Annotated in this window: 21 protein-coding genes; 11 read left to right on the top strand and 10 right to left on the bottom strand. The window is 65.0% G+C overall.

Going from position 1 to position 20876, the window contains the following annotated elements; all coding sequences use genetic code 11:
• Positions 1 to 22 precede the first annotated feature (22 nt).
• Positions 23 to 1246 (bottom strand): MFS transporter, encoded by a 1224-nt coding sequence (locus K0F86_RS24925; RefSeq protein ID WP_219136814.1) that lies wholly within the window; start codon positions 1244 to 1246, stop codon positions 23 to 25.
• Positions 1247 to 1444: 198 nt separating this feature from the next.
• On the opposite strand from K0F86_RS24925, the gene K0F86_RS24920 reads away from it, so the two are divergent.
• Complete coding sequence (locus K0F86_RS24920; protein ID WP_219136813.1) at positions 1445 to 2044, top strand: TetR/AcrR family transcriptional regulator; 600 nt, start codon at positions 1445 to 1447, stop codon at positions 2042 to 2044.
• A gap of 81 nt (positions 2045 to 2125) precedes the next feature.
• On the opposite strand, the gene motA is transcribed toward K0F86_RS24920, so the two are convergent.
• Positions 2126 to 2989 (bottom strand): flagellar motor stator protein MotA, encoded by an 864-nt coding sequence (gene motA, locus K0F86_RS24915; protein ID WP_071076441.1) that lies wholly within the window; start codon positions 2987 to 2989, stop codon positions 2126 to 2128.
• Between the two features lie 42 nt (positions 2990 to 3031).
• A complete protein-coding gene (locus K0F86_RS24910; RefSeq protein ID WP_219136812.1) occupies positions 3032 to 3952 on the bottom strand; it encodes a LysR family transcriptional regulator in 921 nt (306 codons plus the stop codon).
• Between the two features lie 106 nt (positions 3953 to 4058).
• Between K0F86_RS24910 and K0F86_RS24905 the strand changes: the two genes are divergently transcribed.
• A complete protein-coding gene (locus tag K0F86_RS24905; protein WP_219136811.1) occupies positions 4059 to 5228 on the top strand; it encodes a mandelate racemase/muconate lactonizing enzyme family protein in 1170 nt (389 codons plus the stop codon).
• Positions 5229 to 5230: 2 nt separating this feature from the next.
• Here K0F86_RS24905 and K0F86_RS24900 read toward each other — a convergent pair whose 3' ends face one another.
• A complete protein-coding gene (locus K0F86_RS24900) occupies positions 5231 to 5587 on the bottom strand; it encodes a glyoxalase superfamily protein (RefSeq protein ID WP_219136810.1) in 357 nt (118 codons plus the stop codon).
• Positions 5588 to 5628: 41 nt separating this feature from the next.
• Positions 5629 to 6333 (bottom strand): hypothetical protein, encoded by a 705-nt coding sequence (locus K0F86_RS24895; protein ID WP_219136809.1) that lies wholly within the window; start codon positions 6331 to 6333, stop codon positions 5629 to 5631.
• Between the two features lie 182 nt (positions 6334 to 6515).
• Here K0F86_RS24895 and K0F86_RS24890 point away from each other — a divergent pair, with 182 nt between their 5' ends.
• The 8 genes from K0F86_RS24890 (at position 6516) to K0F86_RS24855 (ending at position 14459) form a co-directional block, all read left to right on the top strand.
• A complete protein-coding gene (locus tag K0F86_RS24890) occupies positions 6516 to 7574 on the top strand; it encodes a DUF4105 domain-containing protein (RefSeq protein ID WP_219136808.1) in 1059 nt (352 codons plus the stop codon).
• A gap of 79 nt (positions 7575 to 7653) precedes the next feature.
• Positions 7654 to 8907 carry a DEAD/DEAH box helicase gene (locus tag K0F86_RS24885; protein WP_219136807.1) on the top strand — a complete coding sequence of 418 codons (1254 nt, stop codon included), beginning with the start codon at positions 7654 to 7656 and terminating at the stop codon, positions 8905 to 8907.
• Positions 8908 to 8994: 87 nt separating this feature from the next.
• Entirely contained in the window at positions 8995 to 9453 is a 459-nt protein-coding gene (locus K0F86_RS24880) for a hypothetical protein (RefSeq protein WP_219136806.1), read from the top strand.
• A gap of 162 nt (positions 9454 to 9615) precedes the next feature.
• Positions 9616 to 10458, top strand: a complete 843-nt coding sequence (locus K0F86_RS24875; protein ID WP_257572351.1) for a response regulator — start codon at positions 9616 to 9618, stop codon at positions 10456 to 10458.
• Complete coding sequence (locus tag K0F86_RS24870; RefSeq protein WP_219136804.1) at positions 10455 to 10799, top strand: hypothetical protein; 345 nt, start codon at positions 10455 to 10457, stop codon at positions 10797 to 10799. Before K0F86_RS24875 ends, K0F86_RS24870 begins: the two co-directional genes overlap by 4 nt.
• Positions 10796 to 11635, top strand: coding sequence for an HDOD domain-containing protein (locus tag K0F86_RS24865; RefSeq protein WP_219136803.1), 840 nt, complete (start codon positions 10796 to 10798; stop codon positions 11633 to 11635). Before K0F86_RS24870 ends, K0F86_RS24865 begins: the two co-directional genes overlap by 4 nt.
• Before the next feature lie 14 nt (positions 11636 to 11649).
• The gene (locus K0F86_RS24860) at positions 11650 to 13113 is read left to right on the top strand and encodes an ATP-binding protein (RefSeq protein WP_219136802.1); all 1464 of its coding nucleotides are present in this window, start codon (positions 11650 to 11652) and stop codon (positions 13111 to 13113) included.
• Positions 13110 to 14459 carry an HD domain-containing phosphohydrolase gene (locus tag K0F86_RS24855; RefSeq protein ID WP_257572350.1) on the top strand — a complete coding sequence of 450 codons (1350 nt, stop codon included), beginning with the start codon at positions 13110 to 13112 and terminating at the stop codon, positions 14457 to 14459. The genes K0F86_RS24860 and K0F86_RS24855 overlap by 4 nt, the downstream gene beginning before the upstream one ends.
• Here K0F86_RS24855 and K0F86_RS24850 read toward each other — a convergent pair.
• The 5 genes from K0F86_RS24850 to K0F86_RS24830 form a co-directional block, all read right to left on the bottom strand.
• Entirely contained in the window at positions 14456 to 15781 is a 1326-nt protein-coding gene (locus K0F86_RS24850; protein ID WP_219136829.1) for an ATP-binding protein, read from the bottom strand. The two genes, K0F86_RS24855 and K0F86_RS24850, sit on opposite strands and share 4 nt — an antisense overlap.
• 87 nt (positions 15782 to 15868) lie before the next feature.
• Positions 15869 to 16540, bottom strand: a complete 672-nt coding sequence (locus tag K0F86_RS24845; RefSeq protein ID WP_219136801.1) for a hypothetical protein — start codon at positions 16538 to 16540, stop codon at positions 15869 to 15871.
• The gene (locus tag K0F86_RS24840; RefSeq protein WP_257572349.1) at positions 16537 to 17568 is read right to left on the bottom strand and encodes an MlaD family protein; all 1032 of its coding nucleotides are present in this window, start codon (positions 17566 to 17568) and stop codon (positions 16537 to 16539) included. Before K0F86_RS24840 ends, K0F86_RS24845 begins: the two co-directional genes overlap by 4 nt.
• A gap of 55 nt (positions 17569 to 17623) precedes the next feature.
• A complete protein-coding gene (locus K0F86_RS24835) occupies positions 17624 to 18442 on the bottom strand; it encodes an MlaE family ABC transporter permease (RefSeq protein ID WP_374197323.1) in 819 nt (272 codons plus the stop codon).
• A gap of 69 nt (positions 18443 to 18511) precedes the next feature.
• Positions 18512 to 19387 carry a LysR family transcriptional regulator gene (locus tag K0F86_RS24830; RefSeq protein WP_219136800.1) on the bottom strand — a complete coding sequence of 292 codons (876 nt, stop codon included), beginning with the start codon at positions 19385 to 19387 and terminating at the stop codon, positions 18512 to 18514.
• Positions 19388 to 19502: 115 nt separating this feature from the next.
• Between K0F86_RS24830 and K0F86_RS24825 the strand changes: the two genes are divergently transcribed.
• Positions 19503 to 20873 (top strand): MFS transporter, encoded by a 1371-nt coding sequence (locus K0F86_RS24825; protein ID WP_219136799.1) that lies wholly within the window; start codon positions 19503 to 19505, stop codon positions 20871 to 20873.
• The last annotated feature ends 3 nt before the right edge of the window (positions 20874 to 20876 follow it).

The raw sequence follows: 20876 nt of genomic DNA, 5'->3' as shown, positions 1-20876 counted from the left end.
TTTCATGACAGACTTTATGCCGTCAGTTCGTTGCCGAGCCAAGCTGCTTGTCGGCAGCTTTCATTGCGTGTTCAACAAAGCGGATCCTGAACGACAGCAGCAAGGCAGCGGCGGCGAATCCTGCGGCGAGCCAGAGGTTGGCGCAGAGGCCCAGCCTGTCGACGGCCTGTCCACCGGTCCATGCCCCGAGCGCAATGGCAACGTTGAATACGCCCACATACAGCGCGGCGACGATCTCCACGGCCCGGGGCGCCGCCTTCATCATCAAGGTCATCAGGCCGACCGATACACCGCCGTAGGCCAGTCCCCAAACCAGCAACACCACGCCGCCGCCGATGCGGGAGTCGCCGACCGCCAGGAACAGCAGCGGCGTGAGCAGCAGGCCACCCGAGATGGCGATGATGGTTGGCGCCGTGCGCCGTGCCGCGACGACACCGGCCAGGAAGTTGCCAATGATGCCCGCGAAGCCATAGCAAAACAGCAGTGCGCCCAGCCATTGCGCATCAAACCCCGACACTGACAGCAACAACGGACGCACAAAGATGAAGGCCGCGAAATGGCTCGTCACCAGCAACAGGGTCAGAAGCAGCCCCGCTTGCAATTGCCGGTTGCGCAACTGCTTGCCGAATTGGTGCAAGGTCGCCGAACCGGCAGCGGGCAGGGCAGGAATGACAGCCAGATGCAGCGCCAGTACCAGGCCGCTGAACAGCGCCATGGCGCCAAAGGCCCAGCGCCACCCTGCAAAGTCGCCGATTTGTGCGCCAAGCGGCACGCCCAGCACGGAAGCGATCGCTACTCCGCCGAAGATAATCGACGTTGCCAGGCCGATTGAGGGAGCCGGAACAAGGCGGGACGCCAGGCCACCGGCAATGGCCCAGATGCCGCCCATGCAAAAACCGACAAGAACACGTGCAGCCAGCATCCACGCCATGTTTTGTGCCAATGCCGAGGCAATGTTCGCGATCACTAACAGACTCAGCAAACCACAGAGAATTTTGCGCCGGTCCAGGCTTCCCGATGCGATCACCAGCAGCGGAGCGAACAAGGCCGCCAGTAATGCTGGCAGCGAGATCATCAGGCCGGCGGTTCCGGTGGAGCTGTCCAGGGTGTCGCCAATCGGCGTCAACAGGCCGACCGGCAGCATTTCCGTCGTCACGACCGAGAAGGTGGCCATGCCTATGGCGGTGACCGCCAGCCACGGGTGACGGACAGCGGTTTCTGTTGCAGCGTTGGGAGATGTACTCATGGTTCATATCCTTCATGATCAATCGATAAATGGCGTGTGCCGGCATCCGGCGGCGTCGGGTCGCTGTGATGCAATCGCATGCCCTGCTTGCAATGGAGATGCGTCGCAGTGATAATACATACAGCACGTATGAATAAATTATATATTCATACGCACTGTATGTAAACAATCATGCGCTACGTATGTAAGGAGAAAGTAATGGTTCGCCGCACCCGTGCCGAAATGGAAGAAACCCGTGCATCGTTGCTGGCCACGGCCCGCAAAGTGTTCAGCGAGCGCGGTTATGCCGACACATCAATGGATGACCTCACCGCGCAGGCGGGGCTGACGCGTGGTGCGCTGTATCACCACTTTGGCGACAAGAAGGGCTTGCTGCTCGCGGTGGTAGAACAGATCGACGCGGAAATGGATGAGCGCCTGCAAACCATCTCCGAACGTGCCGACGATCTGTGGGACGGTTTTCGCAGTCGCTGCCGTGCCTATCTGGAGATGGCCCTGGAGCCGGAAATTCAGCGCATCGTTTTACGCGATGCCAGGGCGGTCCTCGGTGGTGCCTCACCGGACTCGCAGCGCCATTGCGTCGCGTCGATGCAGGGCATTATCCAGGAGCTGATTCATCAAGGCATCGTGGCAGACGCCAGCCCAAGGGCACTGGCTTCGCTGATTTACGGCAGTCTGGCAGAAGCGGCGTTCTGGATCGCCGACGGTGACGAAGGCACGGCGCGATTGATCGAGGGAGTTTCTGCCTTGGAATTGCTGTTACGCGGGTTGTTGGTCAAAAGGTCATCGCGCCAATGACAGCAAGCCGCCAGAAGCGCACTGGCGTATCCGCTGCCGTCGCCGGAAGCCTGACGCGCCGGGCAAGAGAAACAGGCCGTATCAGTTTTTCGTGCGCACCTGGCGCACGTGGTTTTCCAGTTCGCTGAACGAGGGGCGTTCCGTGGCGGAAATGACCTTGCGGCCGAATTCCACGGCCAGCGCCGGCGCATAGCCGTTCAGGCTGGCCAGCAAGGTCACTTTTACGCACTGGTACATCTTCGCCGTTTCATGGTGCTTGCGGCGCAGCAGGCTGGCCAGCGGCGCGATGAAGCCGTAGGCCAGCAAGATACCGATGAAGGTGCCCACCAGCGCCTGCGCGATCAGCACGCCCAGCTCGGCCGGCGGCAAGCCGACGGACGCCATGGTATGCACCACGCCCATCACGGCGGCCACGATGCCGAAGGCGGGCATGGCGTCGGCCAGCTGCGAAATCGTCTGGATCGGCATTTCCGCATCTTCGTGGTGCGTCTCGATCTCGTTATCCATCAGGTTTTCGATCTGGTAAGCGTCCATATTGCCCGACACCATCAGGCGTAAATAATCGGTGATGAATTCCAGGATGTGCTCGTCACCGAGCGTGTACGGGTATTTCACGAAGATGGCGCTGCGGTACGGGTCGTCGATATCGTCCTCGACCGACATCAAGCCTTCCTTGCGGATCTTGCTGAGGATTTCATACATCAGCCCCATCAGTTCCATATAGCGCGCCTTCGTGTACTGCGAACCGTGGAACAGGGTGGGCAGGGCGGCGAACGTGGCGCGGATGGCCTTGGCGTCATTGCCGACAAAGAAGGTGCCCAGCGCGGCGCCGCCGATCATCAGCAGTTCCAGCGGCTGGAACAGGGCCGCCAGGTGGCCGCCCTGCATGGCGAAGCCGCCGAAGACGGAAAACAGCACGACGAGAAATCCGAGTATGACTAGCAAAACTTACTCCTTCATAATATTGCCATATCGCAATATTGTAGTTTAACCTGATTCGGCCGCCGTGGCCGCTTCCGACTGCAATTGCTGGATGAGAAAATTGATAAAAGCGCGCACTTTGGCGGGTAGCTGGTGGCGGCTCGGGTAGTAGGCGTACAGGTCGGCCGGCGCCAGCGTATAGTCGGCCAGCACCACGCGCAGGCGGCCGCTGTCGAGGTAGCGCGCCAGGTCCCATTCCGAACGCAACAGGATGCCGTGCCCGTCCAGCGCCCAGCCCAGCACCACGTCGCCATCGTTGCTGGCCACCGTGCCGCGCACCTTCACCGTGTGGCTGGCGCGGCCACGGCTCAAACGCCAGATGCCGTAGGCGTCGTCGTTCTGCCGGTGCACGATGCAGCGGTGCTGCGCCAGGTCGTCGGGTGTGTGCGGCGTGCCGTGCGCCTGCAGGTAGGCGGGCGAGGCGCACAGGAAGCGCCGGTTCGACATGATGCGCCGCGCCGACAGGCGCGTGTCGGGCAAATCGCCGAAGCGGATGCCCAGGTCGTACGCCTGCTCGACCAGGTTGATGGGGCTGTCCGTCAGCTGCAGCTGCACTTCCAACTGCGGGTGGCGCAGCGCGAATTGCGACAGCAGGGGCGCGATCACCGTGCGCCCGAAACCCAAGGTGGCATTCACGCGCAGCAGTCCGCGTGGCTCCGCGCCGCCGCTGGCCAGCGACTCCTCCATGGCGCGGATATCGTCGAGGATCTGCCGCGCCTGTCGCAGATAGCTTTCGCCGTCGCCCGTCAGGCTGATGCGCCGCGTGCTGCGGTTGAGCAAACGCACGCCCAGGCGCTGCTCCATCAGCACCAATCGCTTGCTGACGGCGGGCGGCGTGATGCCCAGCTCGCGCGCCGTGGCCGACAGGCTGCCCAGCTTGGCCAGCAGCACAAAGAAGGCCATTTCCGTTGTGGCGTCCGTTTTCATGGTTCATCTTTCACTTCAAGTGAATAATGCTTTAAATTATTATCGATTATATGGCTTTGTATCGCGGGTAAGCTGGCGTCATTGTTTTCACCCACAGGAGAGCCGCATGAAAATCGTCGAGATCCGCGAAAAGACCATCCCCATCTCTTCCCCCATCCGCAACGCCTACATCGATTTCACGAAGATGACCTTGAGCCTGGTGGCCGTCGTCACGGACGTGATGCGCGACGGCAAGCCCGTCGTCGGCTACGGCTTCAATTCGAACGGCCGCTACGGCCAGGGCATGCTGATGCGCGAGCGCTTCATCCCCCGCATCCTCGACGCAGATCCCGCTTCGCTCGTCACGGACGACGGCGCCAATCTCGATCCGCACAAGGTGTGGGATTGCATGTACGCCAATGAAAAGCCGGGCGGCCACGGCGAACGCTCGGTGGCCATCGGCACCATCGACATGGCCATCTGGGATGCCGTGGCGAAGATCGAGAACAAACCGCTGTTCCAGCTGCTGGCCGAGCGCCACGGCACGGGCGTGCCCGACAAAAAAGTCTTCGTGTATGCGGCGGGCGGCTATTACTACCCGGGCCAGAGCCTGTCCGCCCTGCAGGACGAGATGCGCAGCTATGTCGACCGCGGCTACACGGTGGTCAAGAAAAAGATCGGCGGCGCCTCGCTCGATGAAGACTTGTGCCGCATCGACGCCATCATGGAGGTGCTGCAGGATGGGCAGAAGCTGTGCGTGGACGCCAACGGCCGCTTCGATCTCGATACCTCGATCGCCTACGCCAAGGCGCTGCGCCAGTACGATCTGTTCTGGTATGAAGAGGCGGGCGATCCGCTCGACTTCGAGCTGCAAGCGACCTTGCGCAGCTATTACGACAAGCCCATGGCGACGGGCGAGAACCTGTTTTCCATGCAGGATGCGCGCAACCTGATCCGCTACGGCGGCATGCGCGCCGACCGCGACTGGCTGCAGTTCGACTGCGCCCTCAGCTACGGCCTGGTGGAATACCTGCGCACCTTGGACATGCTGCACCAGCACGGCTGGTCGCGCAGCCGCTGCGTCCCGCACGGCGGTCATCAGATGTCCTTGAATATCGCGGCGGGCCTGGGCCTGGGCGGCAATGAATCGTATCCTGATTTATTCCAGCCGTTCGGCGGTTTCCCCGATGGCGTGCGCGTGGAAAACGGCCACATCACGATGCCGGACCTGGTCGGCATCGGCTTCGAGGGCAAGGCGAACCTGTATGCGGAAATGCGTGCGCTGAGCGGGCAATGACTTTACTCGCTGCGCTGCCAGAAGCGCAGCCGGTTGCCGAACGGGTCCGCCACTTCCAGAATGCGGCCCCAGTCCTCGTCGCGGATGCCGGGTCGCGCATACGGGTAATCCTTGGCCTGCAGCTCCGCGTGCAGGGCGGCGATGTCATCGACGGGGATCAGCAGCGCCGACCCCGGCGTGGCGTCGCCGTGGTGCTCGGACAGGTGCAGCACGAGTTCGCCCCGCGTCACCTGCAGGTACAGCGGCGCCGTGGACTCGAAGCGATGTTCCCAGTCCAGGGTAAAGCCGAGGAAACCGAGGTAAAACTCGCGCGCCTTGGCTTCGGAAAAGCTGCGCAGGATGGGAATGGGAGCATGCATGGCGGCGCTTTCAACATGGTGGCGATGCCGCCATTCTAGCCTCAGGCCGGCGCCTGGCGTTTGATCTGCGCGGCGGAACTGATCTTCTCCCAGCGGAACAGCCACATGATGGCAAGCTTGGTCGTGGCGCTGACGCTGGCTAGCAGCAGCAATGGCCAGCCTGTTTTCAGCCCCATGACACAGGCAAAGAAGATGGTGCTGACATCCATCGCCAGGATGAACTGGCTCATCTTCAGCGACACGGCGCCCGTCTTGCCCGAGCGCCAGATCAAGCGGATCTGGTGCGCATAGCCCTGCGCCAGCAGCACGGTGACGGTGACGATCAGGCTTTGCGAGATCACGCGCTTTTCATCGGTGAAGGTGGGGCCGAAGGCCAGCCCCGCCACACCCGCGCACAGCAGCAGAGCGCAGGCCAGCAGCGCATTGCGCGATGCCAGGCTGCGGCGGTCGCGGTCGATTTCATACAGGATGGCCAGCGCGATCAAGGACGCGAGCAAGCGGGGCCAGACGATGTAATGGTTGAACGGCGTGATCGAATAGCCGTACACAAAGAACGCGCAATACGCGAGGAAGCTGACGGTGAACTGGTTGAGCGACAGGATGTCCGTCGTCCGGCCGGCGCCGATGCCAGCATCGCGCTTGCGCCGCCAGATCTTTTGCAGCTGCGACCACAGGCCGTACAAGCTGACGACGATGAAAAGGGAGTTGAGGCTGCCGGCGAGGGCGTAGAGGGAAAGGGGCTGCAAGCTATCTCCTGGAATGGCCAAAGCATCGCTGCCGAGACAGTCCGCCTTGTCTATATATTTTATTTTCGCAACATGCTCTCATGAAATAAATTGGCAGGCAAGCAATGATTTTGCGGCCGGGTCGGTTGCAGCACTACTTGCCCGGACGCACCTCATCCTGCGCTTGCCCTTATAATCGGGGCATGACTTTCTTATCACTGCGTGCCCGCTCCGTGCTGGCCACCCTCGGCAAAATGGCCGTTTCCCTGATTCTTCTGTTGACCGCACTGTGGGGCGCGCTGGCGCTGTGGTACCAGCTGTCCGGCGGCACGGCGGCGCAAGCCATCGGCGCGCTGCTGTGGGGCGCGCTGGGCGTGGCCAGCGTGGTGCTGTGGTGGACGCGCGGCGATGTGCGCATGTTGCTGCCGTATGCGGCCGGTTTTGTCCTGCTGCTCCTGTGGTGGAGCCTGATCACGCCGAAGCAGCAGCGCGTGTGGGCCGACGACGTGGCGCGCAATGTCACGGGCAAGGTGGCGGGCAATCTCGTCACGCTGGACAATGTGCGCAATTTCGACTGGCGCAGCGATGACGATTACACGGTCAAGTGGGAGCGGCGCAGCTACGACCTCGACGAGCTGCGCACGGTGGACACGGCCTTGTCGTACTGGACGGGGCCGTACATCGCGCACACCCTGATCTCGTTCGGCTTTGCCGACGGGCGCTTTTTGACGTTTTCCATCGAGATCCGCAAGGAAAAGGGCGAAAGCTTTTCCGCCATCGGCGGCTTTTTCAAGCATTTCGAAATGAGCCTGATCGCCGCCGACGAGCGCGACATCCTGCGCGTGCGCACGAATGCGCGGGGCGAGGACATGTATCTGTACCGCGTGATGATGCCGAAAGCGGCCATGCGCTCGTTGTTCCTCGCCTATCTGGACGAGGCGCAGACGCTGAAAAACCAGCCGCGGTTCTACAACACCGTGACGGCCAACTGCACCACCATCGTCTTCGAGATGGTGCGCCGCATCGTGCCGGGCCTGCCGCTCGACTACCGGCTGATGGCCTCGGGCTACCTGGACCGTTATCTGTTCGACGTCAAGGGCCTGGTGCCCGGCCAGAGCTTCCAGCAGCTGCGCGAGGGCGGCCATGTCACGGCGCGCGCGCGGGCGGCCAACGACGACGCGGACTTTTCGCACGCGATCCGGCGCGGCATGCCGGGCTACGATGAAGCGGGCTTTCCGGCGCTGCAAATGCCACGCCAGTAGCAGTCTGCCTTATACTGTCGCAATTCCGACCGGCCGCCTTTCGCGGCCGGTCTCACTTGACGAATAAAGAAGGCCCGCTATGCCATTTTCCTCACTGGGTCTGATTCCCGCCCTGGTCCGCGCCGTCGACAAGGCCGGCTATGCCGCGCCGACGGCCATCCAGGCGGCCGCCATTCCCGCCATCCTGCGCGGCAGCGACGTGCTGGGCGCGGCGCAGACGGGTTCCGGCAAGACAGCCGCCTACGCGCTGCCGCTGCTGCAGGCGCTGATGGCACCCGCTTCCGGCCCGCGCCAGGTGCGCGCGCTGATCCTCGTGCCCACGCGCGAGCTGGCCGCGCAGGTGGGGCAGACGGTGCACGCGCTGGCCAAGCCGTTGCCGATCAAACTGAAGATTTCCGTGCTGTTCGGCGGCGTCTCGATCAATCCGCAGATGATGGACTTGCGCGGCGGCGCCGATATCGTCGTCGCCACGCCGGGCCGCTTGCTGGACCTGGTGCGGCAAAATGCCGTGAAACTGGGCGGCGTGTCGCTGTGCGTGCTCGACGAAGCGGACCGTTTGCTCGACATGGGTTTTAGCGAAGAAATCAACGCGATTCTGGCGCTGCTGCCGAAGCAGCGGCAAAACCTGTTTTTCTCTGCCACCTTCCCCGACAGCGTGCAGGCGCTGGCCGACAGCCTGCTCCAGGAACCCGTGCGCATCGAAGTGGCGTCCGAACCGCAGGACAAGCCCGACATCGTGCAGCGCGCCATCACGGTCGACGTGCCGCGCCGCACGCAGCTGCTGCGCTACCTGATCCTGCAGCAGCAGTGGGACCGGGTGCTGGTGTTCGTCGCCACCAAGTATGCGGCCGAACATGTGGCCGACAAGCTGCAGCGCGCGGGTCTGCACGTGGGCGCCTTCCACGGTGAGTTCAGCCAGGGCACGCGCAGCCAGCTGCTGGCCGACTTCAAGGCGGGGCGCCTGCAGGTGCTGGTCGCCACCGACGTGGCCGCGCGCGGCATCGACATCGCCGGCCTGCCGGCCGTCGTCAACTATGACTTGCCCCGCTCGGCCGTCGACTACACGCACCGCATCGGGCGCACGGGCCGCGCCGGCGAAAGCGGCACGGCCATCAGTTTCGTCACGGCCGATACGGAAGCGCATTTCCGCCTGATCGAAAACCGCAACGACTTGCGCATCGTGCGCGAAGTGGTGGCCGGTTTCGAGCCGACGGAACTGCCCGCGCCGGTGAACCCCGGCACGGATACGCTGAACGGCGGCGTGAAGGGCGCGCGCAAGAGCAAAAAGGACAAATTGCGCGAAGCTGCTGCCAAGGCGGCCGGGGACAAATAAATCCGCCTTATGTGCGCTGGCCGCTTGAACGGCCAGGTTTCCCGGACTAAGATTGTGTTTCTATAAAGCAAGGGGATGGGGATGCACATGACATTCATCACGCGCGCGGGCGCTTTGGCTGGCGCGCTGGCGCTGGCCGGTTGCGCCGGCATGGGCGGGAACAATGGCACGAGCGGCATGCCGATGCCGGGCAAGACGCCGGCCGATGCCGCCGTGGCCGCCACCTGGTACAACCCGCCCAGCGAATTTCCCGGCATTTGCCTGACCCAGTTCAAGGATGGCAGCCTGCGTTTCGACGGCGGCTTCGCCTTCTTCAACCCGGGCCGCTGGGCGTATGATGCGGCCACGTCCGAACTGCGTTTGCAACTGGCGCCGACGCCATCGTTGGCCCTGTCGCACGCGCAAACGGTGCTGCACAAGAATCTGCTGAGAGTCGAGGCGGCCACGAATACGCTGGTATACGCTGTGAAGGCCGATACGCAAGCCATCGGCCTGGGCGGCTTTGTGTTTTACCGCGACACGCCTTGCCCGGCGCGGCGCGGATAAGTGCCGGATAAGTGTTATAACGGAATATTTAGTCGTATAATTTCAGCGCAAGCTGATTGCCGCGCAAGATGATGCCGCGCGGCAGATTCCCGCTCCAGGCAAGCGTCCATATCGCCGTGGCGATGAGAGGATGGTCCGATGGATTTGCACGACGAGCATGGTATGCCGGGTACTGCTGTGCTGGCGGCGGACGCCGTACAGCAGCCTGCGGCGCAGCGGCGTACCTTGCTGCTGGTCGATGACGAGCCGAATATCCTCGCCTCCCTCAAGCGCCTGCTGCGGCGCGATGGCTACCATATCCTCACGGCCAACAGCGGCCAGGAAGGACTGGACGTGCTGGCCAGCCATGCGGTCGACGTGATCGTGTCGGACCAGCGCATGCCCGGCATGCTGGGCGCCGACTTCCTGCGCAAGGCCAAGCTGCTGTGTCCGCAAACCATCCGCATCATGTTGTCGGGCTATACCGAGCTGCAGGCCGTCACGGACGCCGTCAACGAGGGCGCCATCTTCAAGTTCCTCACCAAGCCCTGGGAAGACCATCAGCTGCGCGAGCATATCGCCGAAGCCTTTCGCCTGAAGGGCATCGACGACGACAATGTGCGCCTGAATGCGCAACTGCGCGACGCCAACCAGGCGCTGGCGGCGGCGAATGCCGCCATGCAGGCGCTGGTGCACCAGCAGCAGCACCAGATCAGCCGCGATGAAGTCAGCCTGGGCATCGCGCGCGAAGTACTGCAATTTCTGCCGCTGCCCGTGATCGGGCTCGACGACGAAGGCATGATCGCCTTCATCAACGCGGCGGCGGCCAATCTGTTCGAGCGGGGTGCGGCCCTGCTGGGTACCGAGGCGGCGCTGGTCTTGCCGCAACTGTTCGACGGGCAGGACACGCCCCGCCTGGCCGCCATCGACGGCCAGCCGTATGTCGTGGCAGTCCATCCCATGGGCTTGCATTCGCGCTCGCGCGGCAGCCTGGTCACCCTGAGTCGTCATGGAGCGGATACATGAATGCAAGCGTGAGTGAAAGCGGACGCGAGATTCCCATGGAGCAGGCGCAGGAAGGCATGGTGCTGGCGCAGGCCTTGAGCGACGCCAGCGGCGCCGTGTTGCTGGCCCAAGGCGCCACCCTGACGGCGGCCAGCCTGACGGCCTTGCGCAGGCGCAATGTGGAGCGCTGCCATGTCGTCATGGACGAGGCGCCGGACCCCGCCGCGCAGGCGCATGCCGAGCAGGAACGCTTGCGCCGCCTGGAACGGCTGGCCGTGCTGTTCCGCGCCACGCCGCCCGATTCCGCCGGGGCGGAACTGCTGGCGCTGCTGCAGCGCTACCGGCAAGGGGGCGCGGCATGACACGGCTCAGTTTTGAACATATCATCCGCCAGATACAGGAACTGCCTTCGCTGCCGGTGGTGGTGCTGGAGCTGCTGTCGAGCATGGACCAGGACGATACGGACGTGCATGTGCTGGCGCAAAAGATCGAGCTGGACCAGGCCCTGGCGGCAAAGACCTTGCGCATCGCCAACTCCTCGTTCTACGGCATGCAATCGAAGGTCACCAGCATTCCGCAAGCCGTTTCCGTGCTGGGCTTTCACAGCATCCGCACCGTCGTCACGGCCTGCGCCCTGACGGGCAGCTTCGCGCCCGTCAGCGGCGGTTTCGATTTCAAGGCGTTCTGGCGCCACTCGCTGGCCACGGCCATCGCCGCGCGCCTGCTGGCGCCGCACCTGCGCGTCAATCCCGAGACGGCGTTCACGGCCGGCCTGCTGCACGACCTGGGCACCCTGGTGCTGGTGACGCGCTTCCCGGCCGAGCACGCGCTCGTGCGCAGCTACCGCCAGGCGCATGACTGCCAGATGGTCGAGGCGGAACTGGCCGTCATCGGCATCGATCACGCGCAAGTGGGCAGCGCCCTGGCCGCTTACTGGAAGTTCCCCGAGGCGATACAGCAGGCGGTGGCCGACCACCACGCCATCGACCGGCTGGAAGCGGGCGGCTTGCCGCTGGCCGTGCACCTGGCCAACGCCGTCGCCCTGGCGCTCGACCTGGCCGGCGTCGACGATGCGCTGGTGCCGGCCCTGTCGCCCACGGGCTGGCGCAGCGTCGCGCTGGACGAGCAAGCGTGGCTGGCGCTGCTGGGGCAAACGGAACACACCTTCGATGAAATGTCGCGGATCATGCTGGCATGAACAAGAAAGAGGCCATGGAAACAGACGCAGGGCAGGCGCTGCCCGCCACGCCGGAACGCCGCCAGGGCGACACCATCGCGCTCTCGGCATTTTTCGATGGCCATCCCGTGGCCACCTTCGCCATCGACACGGACCATGTGGTGACGCACTGGAACAGCGCCTGTGAACAGTTGCTGGGCTTTACGGCCGCCGAGATGGTCGGCACGCGCGACCACTGGAAGGCGTTTTATCCGCAGCCGCGCGCCTGCCTGGCCGACCTGCTGGTGGCCGACGATATCGCGCTCGGAGAAAATGACCTTTACCTTGGCAAGCTGAAGCGTTCACCAGTCATCCCCGGCGCCTTCGAGGCCGAGGATTTCTTTGCCGATATCGGCCCTGACGGCCACTGGCTGCATTTCACGGCGGCGCCCCTGCGCGACCGCCAGGGACGTCTGGTGGGCGCCATCGAAACGCTGCGCGACGTGAGCGAGCGGCGCCTGGCCGAACTGGCGCTGCGCAAGGCGCATGACAACCTGGAACACCTGGTGGCCAAGCGCACGGCCCAGCTGGCCGAAATGAACGAGCGCCTGGCCGACGATATCCGCCAGCGCCAGATCGCCGATCTCGAATTGCGCGAACGTAACCTGGCCCTGACGGAATTGAACAGCAAGCTGTCGCTGGCCCAGCAAAAGCTGCTGCAGTCGGAAAAGCTGGCCTCGATCGGCCAGCTGGCCGCCGGCGTGGCGCACGAGATCAACAATCCCATCGGCTATGTGTTTTCGAATGTCGGCACCTTGGAAGGCTACCTGGATGACCTGTTCAGCATGCTCGACGCCTACGAGGAAGCCGAGCCGGCCGTCGCCGACGCCGTGGTGGCGGCGCGCCTGCGCGCCTTGCGCGAACAGATCGACCTGGACTTCCTGCGCACCGACATACCGATGCTGATGGGCGAGTCGAAGGAAGGCATTTCGCGCGTGCGCCGCATCGTGCAGGATCTGAAGGATTTTTCGCGCACGGATGCGCACCAGGAGTGGGTCTGGGCCGACCTGCGCCAGGGCATCGATACCACGCTCAATATCGTGAATAACGAGGTCAAGTACAAGGCCGACGTGGTGCGCGAATATGGCGACATTCCCGATATCGAATGCCAGCCTTCCGAACTGAACCAGGTGATCATGAACCTGGTCGTCAACGCGGCCCACGCCATGGGCGAGGTGCACGGACGCATCACCCTGCGCACGGGCAGCGACAACGCGGCGGAAGTGTGGATCGAGGTCGAGGACACGGGCGGCGGCATCGCGCCCGAACACCTGTCGCGCATCTTCGACCCGTTCTTTACCACCAAGGCCGTCGGCAAGGGCACGGGGCTGGGCCTGTCGCTGGCCTACACGACGGTGCAGAAACATCACGGCCGCATCGACGTGCGCAGCATCATCGGCCGCGGCACCACTTTCCGCATCACCTTGCCCGTGCGCCAGGCGCAGGCCGTGGCACCATGACCGAACAGGACAGCATGAGCATGAGCATGAGTACCAGCGCCAGCACCGCGGCCGCGCCGCCGACCATCCTGTGCGTCGACGACGAACCGAATATTCTCTCGTCGCTGCGGCGGCTGTTCCGCCCGCACGGCTACCGCGTGCTGACGGCCGACGGCGGCGCGGCGGGCCTGGCCCTGCTCGAGAGCGAGACGGTGGACCTGGTCATCTCCGACATGCGCATGCCGCACATGGATGGCGCGCAATTCCTGGCCCAGGTGCGCCAGCGCTGGCCCGGCACCATACGGCTGCTGCTGACCGGCTATGCCGATATCCAGTCCATCCTCGACGCCATCAACCAGGGCGAGATCTACCGCTACGTGACCAAGCCGTGGGACGAGAACGATATCGTGCTGGTGGTGCGCCACGCGCTGGAACGGCGCGCGCTGGAGCAGGAAAAACTGCGCCTGGAAGCGCTGACGGCCAGCCAGAACGTGCAGCTGCAGGCGCTCAACGCCAGCCTGGAAGCGAAAGTGGCCACGCGCACGCAGCAGCTGAAACAGTCGCACGACGAGGTGCAGGCGGCCAACGAACGCCTGAAGGCCACGTTCGTGACGACCATCAAGGTGTTTTCCAACCTGATCGAGATGCGCGGCGGCAAGCTGGCCGGCCATGCGCGGCGGGTGGCCGAGCTGTCGCGCAAGCTGGCGCAGGCGCTGGGCCTGGAAGGGCAGGAGGCGCGCGACGTGTTCATCGCGGCCCTGCTCAAGGATGTCGGCAAGCTCAGCTTGAGTGACGACGTGCTGGAACTGCCGGCCAGCGCCTGGACGGGCGAGCAGCTGGCCGCGTTCCGCAAGCATCCGCTGCGCGCCGAACAATTATTGATGGCGCTCGACGAGCTGCGCGCCGTCTCCGTCATGCTGCGCTCGCAGCTGGAGCGCTTCGACGGCGGCGGCTTTCCCGATGGCCTGGTGGGCCTGGCCATTCCCATGGGCGCGCGCATCCTGGCGCTGGCGTCCGACTACGACGGCTTGCAGATCGGCGCCATGGTGCAGCGCAGCCTGCGCGCCGACGAAGCCCGCACCCTGATCTACGACAGCGTCGGCAAGCGCTACGACCCGGCCGTGGTGGCCGCTTTCCGCGGCATCATGGAGGAGACGGAGCCGCCGGCGCGCGACCTGACCGTGCTGTCGGGCCAGCTGGAGCCGGGCATGACGCTGTCGCGCGACCTGATCAGCCGCGACGGCCTGATGCTGCTGGCGGCCGAACACGTGCTGACGGCCCGCGTGATCGCCCAGCTGCTCGATTTCGAAGGCAAGAATGGCGGGCGCCTGAGCATCCGCGTGTACGCGCCCGTGAAGGAAGCCTAGGCGTTCGCGGTGGTGGGCGGCTGCAGCGGCAGGTGCACGGTAAAGCGCGTGCCGTGGCCCACTTCGGACGCCACCTCGATGCGTCCGCCGTGCTTGTTGACGATGCCGTACGACAGCGACAGCCCCAGGCCCGTGCCGCTGCCCACGGCCTTGGTGGTGAAGAACGGTTCGAAGATGCGGTTCAGGTGCTCGGGTGGGATGCCGGCGCCCGTGTCGCCGATCTCCACCCACACCCAGTCGCCCGCGTGGCCCGTGCGGATGCTGATCACGCCGTCGCTGCTGATGGCCTGGCCCGCGTTGACGAGCAGGTTCATGAACACCTGGTTCAGCTGCGAGGCCAGGCACAGTATCGGCGGCAGTTCGCCATACTGTTTCTCGATGCGCGCCTTGTATTTCAATTCGTTGGCGACGATATTGAGGGTGCTGTCCAGGCCCGCATGCAGGCTGGCCACTTGCCAGTCCGTCTCGCCCACATGGGAAAAATCTTTCAGCGCCTGCACGATGTCGCGCACGCGCTTGAGGCCATCCATCGATTCGCGCACCAGGTCCACCATGTCGTCCTGCAGGAAGGCCAGGTCGGCCTGTGCGCGCACCTCGGCCACGCGGGCGGCCAGGGCCGGGCCGTCGGGCGTCTCGCGTATCGCCGTTTCATATTGCCCGATCACGCCGAACAGGGTGCCGACATAGCCTTGCAGCGAACTCATGTTGGAATTGACGAAGCCGATCGGGTTGTTGATTTCATGCGCGATGCCGGCCGCCAGCTGACCGATGGAGGCCATCTTTTCCGATTGCAGCAGCTGGTCGTGCGCTTCCTGCAACTTGCTGATCAGTAGTTGCTGTTCTTCGCCGCGCGCCTGCAGCATCGCTTCCATGCGCTTGCGTTCCGTGATGTCCGTCAGCGAGCCGATCACCTCGAACGGCACGCCATGCTCATCGCGCACCAGGCGCAGGCTGTCGTGCATCCACAGATAGCTGCCGTCGCGCACGCGGAAACGGTATTCATAGGCGCGCGCGCCTTCGACGAAGATCTGCGCCAGGCTGGAAAAAATGCCGGGCGCATCGTCGGGGTGGATGTGGTCGAACCAGAAGTTGGGGTCGGCCACCATGTCTTCGGGCTGGTAGCCCAGCACGTTCAAGGCATTGTTGCTGACAAAGGTCATCTTGAAGTCGCCGCTGGGCACGGTGCAATAGATGATGGACGGTGTATTGTCGAGCAGGTATTGCAGGCGTACGGCCGTGGCGGCCGGTGCGCCATCGCCAGGCGGCCCCTCGCCGTGCTTGCCGGCCTCGGGGGTGGAAAAGTCGAAATCCTCGAACTGCATCGTCACACCTCGCTGCCTGCACCGCATTGCTGTCATCCTGGCTTGATTATGCCTGATTCTGCCTGCCTTGGGCCGCCATCGGCACGTTCAGGGGGCCAGCGGCTGCTCGACGATCGCCATGCGCCGCGCGATGCGCTGCGCCGCTTGCGTGTCGCCCGCCTGTTCGGCGCGCAGGCGCTGCACGCCCAGCCACGCCAGCAGCGGGCGGCGCCAGCCCTGGTCCGAGGCGGTGGCGACGGCCGTGTCGAGCAGCGCCGGCGTGGCGCGGCCCGAGCGCAGCAGCACGCCGGCCGCCACCAGCTGCGATAGCGGGTCATCGATGGCCGCCACGGCGCTGGCGGCGGCCGTGTCGGAGCCGGCACCGGCTGCCGCCCGCTGCGCCTCGGGCAGCAGGGCGACGTCGGCCGCCTTCGCCTTGCCGGCCAGATAAGCCGCATACGCGCGGTCGGCGTCATTCGCGTCCGCTTGCAGGGCGTCGAAGCCGGCACAGTCCTCGAAGGCCAGGCTGGCCACGCGCGCGGCGCAGCGCAGCAGTTCGATGCGCGCCACGAGATCGAGCTTGCCCGTGCCGGCCACCTGGCTGCGGGCGCGCCGGAATTCCGTCTGCTCGACCAGGGCGTTGCCATTCAGATAGGCGGCCTGGAAGCGCTCGACGGAACTTTGCGCATTCATTTTCCAGTCGGGCACGGGTGGGCCGCTGGAACAGGCGGCAAGTGCTGCCATGGCCAGGGCGGACAGGACGATATGGATATTTCTCATGGCAGTTTGATCTCCGGATTGCGCTTGAACGGCCATTTGCGGTTGATGTCATTGACCAGTTGCTCGACCTTGCGCAGATTGCTTTCCACGTCCGCGCGCAGCGGGCCCAGGTCGGCGGTCGCCGCCCTGGCGTTGGCGCCCACGGCTTGCGCTTCGACCAGCACGGCGTCGACTTTTTTCAGGCTGGCGCGCGTGTCGGCCAGCAGCGCGTTCAGCTGCACGATAGTGGCCTGCGCATCCGTCATCACGCCTTTTTCGCCAAACACGCGCGTGTCGGCATTGGCGACAAGGCCATCCGTGCGGCGTGCCAGCTGGTCCGCCGTGACGAGCAGGGCGTTGGCCCGCTCGACCAGCAGGCGCGACTGCTTGTCGTCGCCCGTCAGCAAGCCCATGGCGCCGCCCGGGCCGCTCAATTTGCCCGTCACGGCCTGCACATTGCGCAGGGTGCCGTCGAGCGGAGAATCGGTGCCCGTCAGGCTGCCCAGGTTGTTCAGCAAGTCTTTGGCGGCGGCCAGCAGGCGGGGAATTTCCGCCGCCATGTCGCCCACCAGCAGGTCGCGCGTGGCGTCGTCGGGCAGCGGCGAGTCCGTCAGGATGCCGCTGTAGGCGCGCAGCTTGGCGCCGCCCACGATGCCCCGCTCCAGCGTGAAGATGGAGCTGCTGCGCAGCCAGTGCGCATCCTTGCGCGGCACGTCGATGATGACGCGCGCGCGGCCGTCCGGCGCCAGTTCGATGCGCTGCACGCGGCCGATGGGAAAGCCGGAAAAGGTCAGGTCGGCGCCCACGCCCACGCCGTCCGAATCGTCGGCCGTCAGCACCAGCGTTTGTGTGGCCTCAAAGGCGCCGCGCGCATACATCAGGTAGACAACGGAACCGACCACCAGCACGAACATGAAGACGAGCAGGATGGCCGCCTTCAGTTCGGCGTGGCGCACGGGCGGCGGGGCGGGCAGCACGGCATCTTGCGTGAGACCGGCTGGCGCCGTGACGTCGACCTGGTCGGGATTGGGGGGCTGGCTCTGGCTCATGGATTCTGGCTCTCGTATGGGTGGTTCGGGGATCGCTGGCGGTGGCGGCGGGGCATCAGTAGTAATTGCCCATCAGCGAAGCCACTTCGATCAGCAGGATGACGGAAAACAGGCGCAGCATTTCGGACAGGCCGTGCGCGGCCCACAGGCGGTTGCGCCGGTCGTGCGGCTCTTCCGGATAGTACGAGGAAGCCAGCGGGATCAGGGCCACGGCAAAGCTGAAGAAGATGACCTTGAGCATCAGAATCAGGGCCACGGCCGGATTGAAGATCTGCCCCACCACGCGCGTGTAGCCTTGCAGCGCCCACGGGGTGAAACCGTAGATGGTGACATACGCGAGGATCAGCGAGGTGACGCAGCTGACGATGGCCAGCATCCACACGGCGAAGATGCCCGACATGACGCGTGGAAAGTATTCACGGCGCAGCAGGTCGATGCCCTGGCGCTGCATGGTGTCGAGCATGCCGGACGAGCGCATTTGCGCGAACGCAATGCCGTCGGGCAGGGTCAGGCGCAGCGCGACGAACAGGGCGGCCGTCAGCGGTATCAGTTCCAGCACCAGCACGCGCACCACCATTTCCAGCGCATAGCGCGACAGGCCGTAGCTTTGCGCGCTGACGACGACGATGCGTATCAGCACCAGGCTGACCAGCGCGCAGGCCACGCTGAACCACACGAGATTGGGCGCCGTGTTCGTCACCAGGCGGTGCGCGAGGATGGGGCGGTTGTCGCGGTTATAGCTCGACGGCGACAGGGCCAGCGAAAACACGAGGGTGGCGAAATGCAGCATGCGCCACCAGCTGACCAGCCAGGCCATGGTGGCCCGGTGCAGGCGGCGCAGGCTGATGATGAGGGAGACGGATAGGGTCATCATGGCATCTTAACATTGGATGCGTTCGATACAAGCGATTGTCCTGCCGTGCGGCCGTGCCTGGCCGCCTCGCTATTGGCCGGCCACGCTGGCGACGCTGTGGATAATCGCGTCGGCCACCGCGCGCACGCGGGCCGAGCGGTTCAGGTCCGCATGCATGACCAGCCATACGTCGTACGCTTCCGCCCGCTCGGGCCAGATGCGCACGAGCTGCGGGTCGATATCGCCTAAATGAGTAGCCAGCTCGGCCACGCCCAGGCCCGCGCGCGTGGCTTCCTGCAGCATCGCCGCTGAATTCACCTCCATGGCGACGCGGGCGTTGGCGACGGATTCTCCCGCGATTTTTTCCCCGTGACGGGGCGTCACGGACTGGTGGTAGATGACGATGTCGTGCCCGTCCAGCGCCGTGCCGCGCACGGGTTCGCCCCGTTCGGCCAGGTAGCTTTTTGAGGCGTACAGGCCCAGGCTGCGCCTGACCAGGTGGCGGGAAATGAGGTCCGGGTCGGTGGGGCGCACGCCGCGCACGGCCAGGTCCGCTTCGCGCCGCGTCAGGCTGGCCAGCGCGGGCGCCACGTTGAGCACGATGCGGATGTCGGGGTGGGCCGCGTGCAGCCGCTGCATGGCGCGGATGACGAAATGGCTGGCCATGGTGTCGGTGGTGGCCACGCGCACCAGGCCGGACAGGCGCTTGTCAACGCCCTGCATCTCGCGCTGCAGCTTGTCGGCCGCCCGTTCCATCGCTTCGGCCGCCGTCAGCGCCAGTTCGCCGGCCGGCGTGGGCACGTAGCCCGACGGCGTGCGCAGGAACAGGGTGGCGCCCAGCGAGCTTTCCAGCGCGGCCAGGCGGCGCCCGCAGGTGGCCTGGTCGATGCGCAGCAGGGCCGCCGCGCCGCGCAGGGTGCCGGCCCGGCCGATGGCCAGAAAGATGCGCGCGTTGTCCCAGTCCATGGTGCAGTCCTCTTTGGTGATGCATTTTTGCATCAATGTGCCGATTTTATGCCTGTTTACCGCATCAGGCAACTCTCGCATAATGGCTGCCCCGCTGTCCCTGCAAGGAAATATCATGTCTATCACTCCCCCGGGCCGCGCCAGCGGCTTGATCCTGCTCACCTTGGCCTTCGGCTTCGTCATGGCCATGCTCGACGTCACGGCCGTCAACGTGGCGCTGTCCGATATCGCGCTGGACTTGCGTATCCCGCTGACGGGCCTGGTGTGGGTGGTCGACGGCTACACCTTGACGTTTGCCGCGCTGCTGCTGGCCGGCGGCGCGCTGGCCGACCGCTACGGGCCGAAAGCCGTGTACCAGGGCGGCCTCGGTATCTTTATCCTCGGCTCGGTGTTGTGCGGCGCCGCGCCCGACGGGCATTTTTTGACGGCCGCGCGCCTGCTGCAGGGCGCGGGCGCGGCCCTGTTCATGCCCAGTTCGCTCAGCCTGCTGACGCACAGCTTCGACGACGAGCGCGAACGCACGCGCATGCTGGGCGCCTGGTCGGCGCTGGTGGGCGTGGCCGGCGCGTCCGGCCCGTTGATCGGCGGCATCCTCGTGCACCAGTTCGGCTGGCGCAGCGTGTTCTGGGTCAACGTGCCGCTGGGCGTGCTGGCCATCGTCATGGCGCAGCTGCTGCTGGCCGCGCCGGCGCGCCAGCCGCGCGATTTATCGCTGTTCAGCCATGCGCTCGGTGTGGCGGCGCTGGCGGGCCTCAGTTTTACCTTGATCGAAGGCCCCGTGCTGGGCTGGCTGTCGCCGGGCGTGCTGGCGGCGGGCGCCTTGGCGGTATTGTCTGCCGGGCAACTGCTGCGGCGCGAGCGCAGCGGCAGCCATCCGCTGTTGCCGCGTGAACTGTTTCACAGCAGCAGCTTCGGCGCGGCCAATGGCGTGGGTTTTTTGATCAATTTCTGCGTGTTCGGCCAGCTGTTTTTATTGAGTCTGTTCCTGCAGCAGTCGGGCGGCGCCGATGCCCTGCAGTCGGGCTTGCGCTTGCTGCCCATGATGGCGGCCTATACGGTGGGGAATTTCATGGCGGGAAGTATTGCGGCGCGAAATGGCACGCGTCTGCCCATGCTGGCGGGCTTGCTGGTGGGGGCCGTGATGGCCTTGCTGCTGATGGGCTTGCGTCCGGGCACGCCGTATGGCTGGCTGGCGCTGGGCACGGCCGTCATGAACGTGGCCATCGGCATCGCCATTCCCGCCATGACGGCCACCGTGATGCGGGTGGCCGGCAAGCGGCATGCGAACAGCGCGGCGGCGGCCCTGAATGCGAACCGGCAAATCGGCGCGCTGGTGGGTGTGGCCCTGATCGGCAGCATCCTGCACATGCTGCCCGACTGGTCGCTGCGCTTGCCGCTGGCCTACGCGACGATTGCCGCCGCGTATGGCCTGGCGGCGGGCCTCGTGTACCGGCACGTGCATCTGCCGAAGGCCGTGGCCGCCTGATGC

It is taken from the genome of Janthinobacterium sp. UMAB-60 (assembly GCF_900095235.1).
Classification (GTDB): domain Bacteria; phylum Pseudomonadota; class Gammaproteobacteria; order Burkholderiales; family Burkholderiaceae_D; genus Janthinobacterium.
Note: the sequence above shows the minus strand (reverse complement) of the source record. Positions and strands in the feature narration are given on the sequence as shown.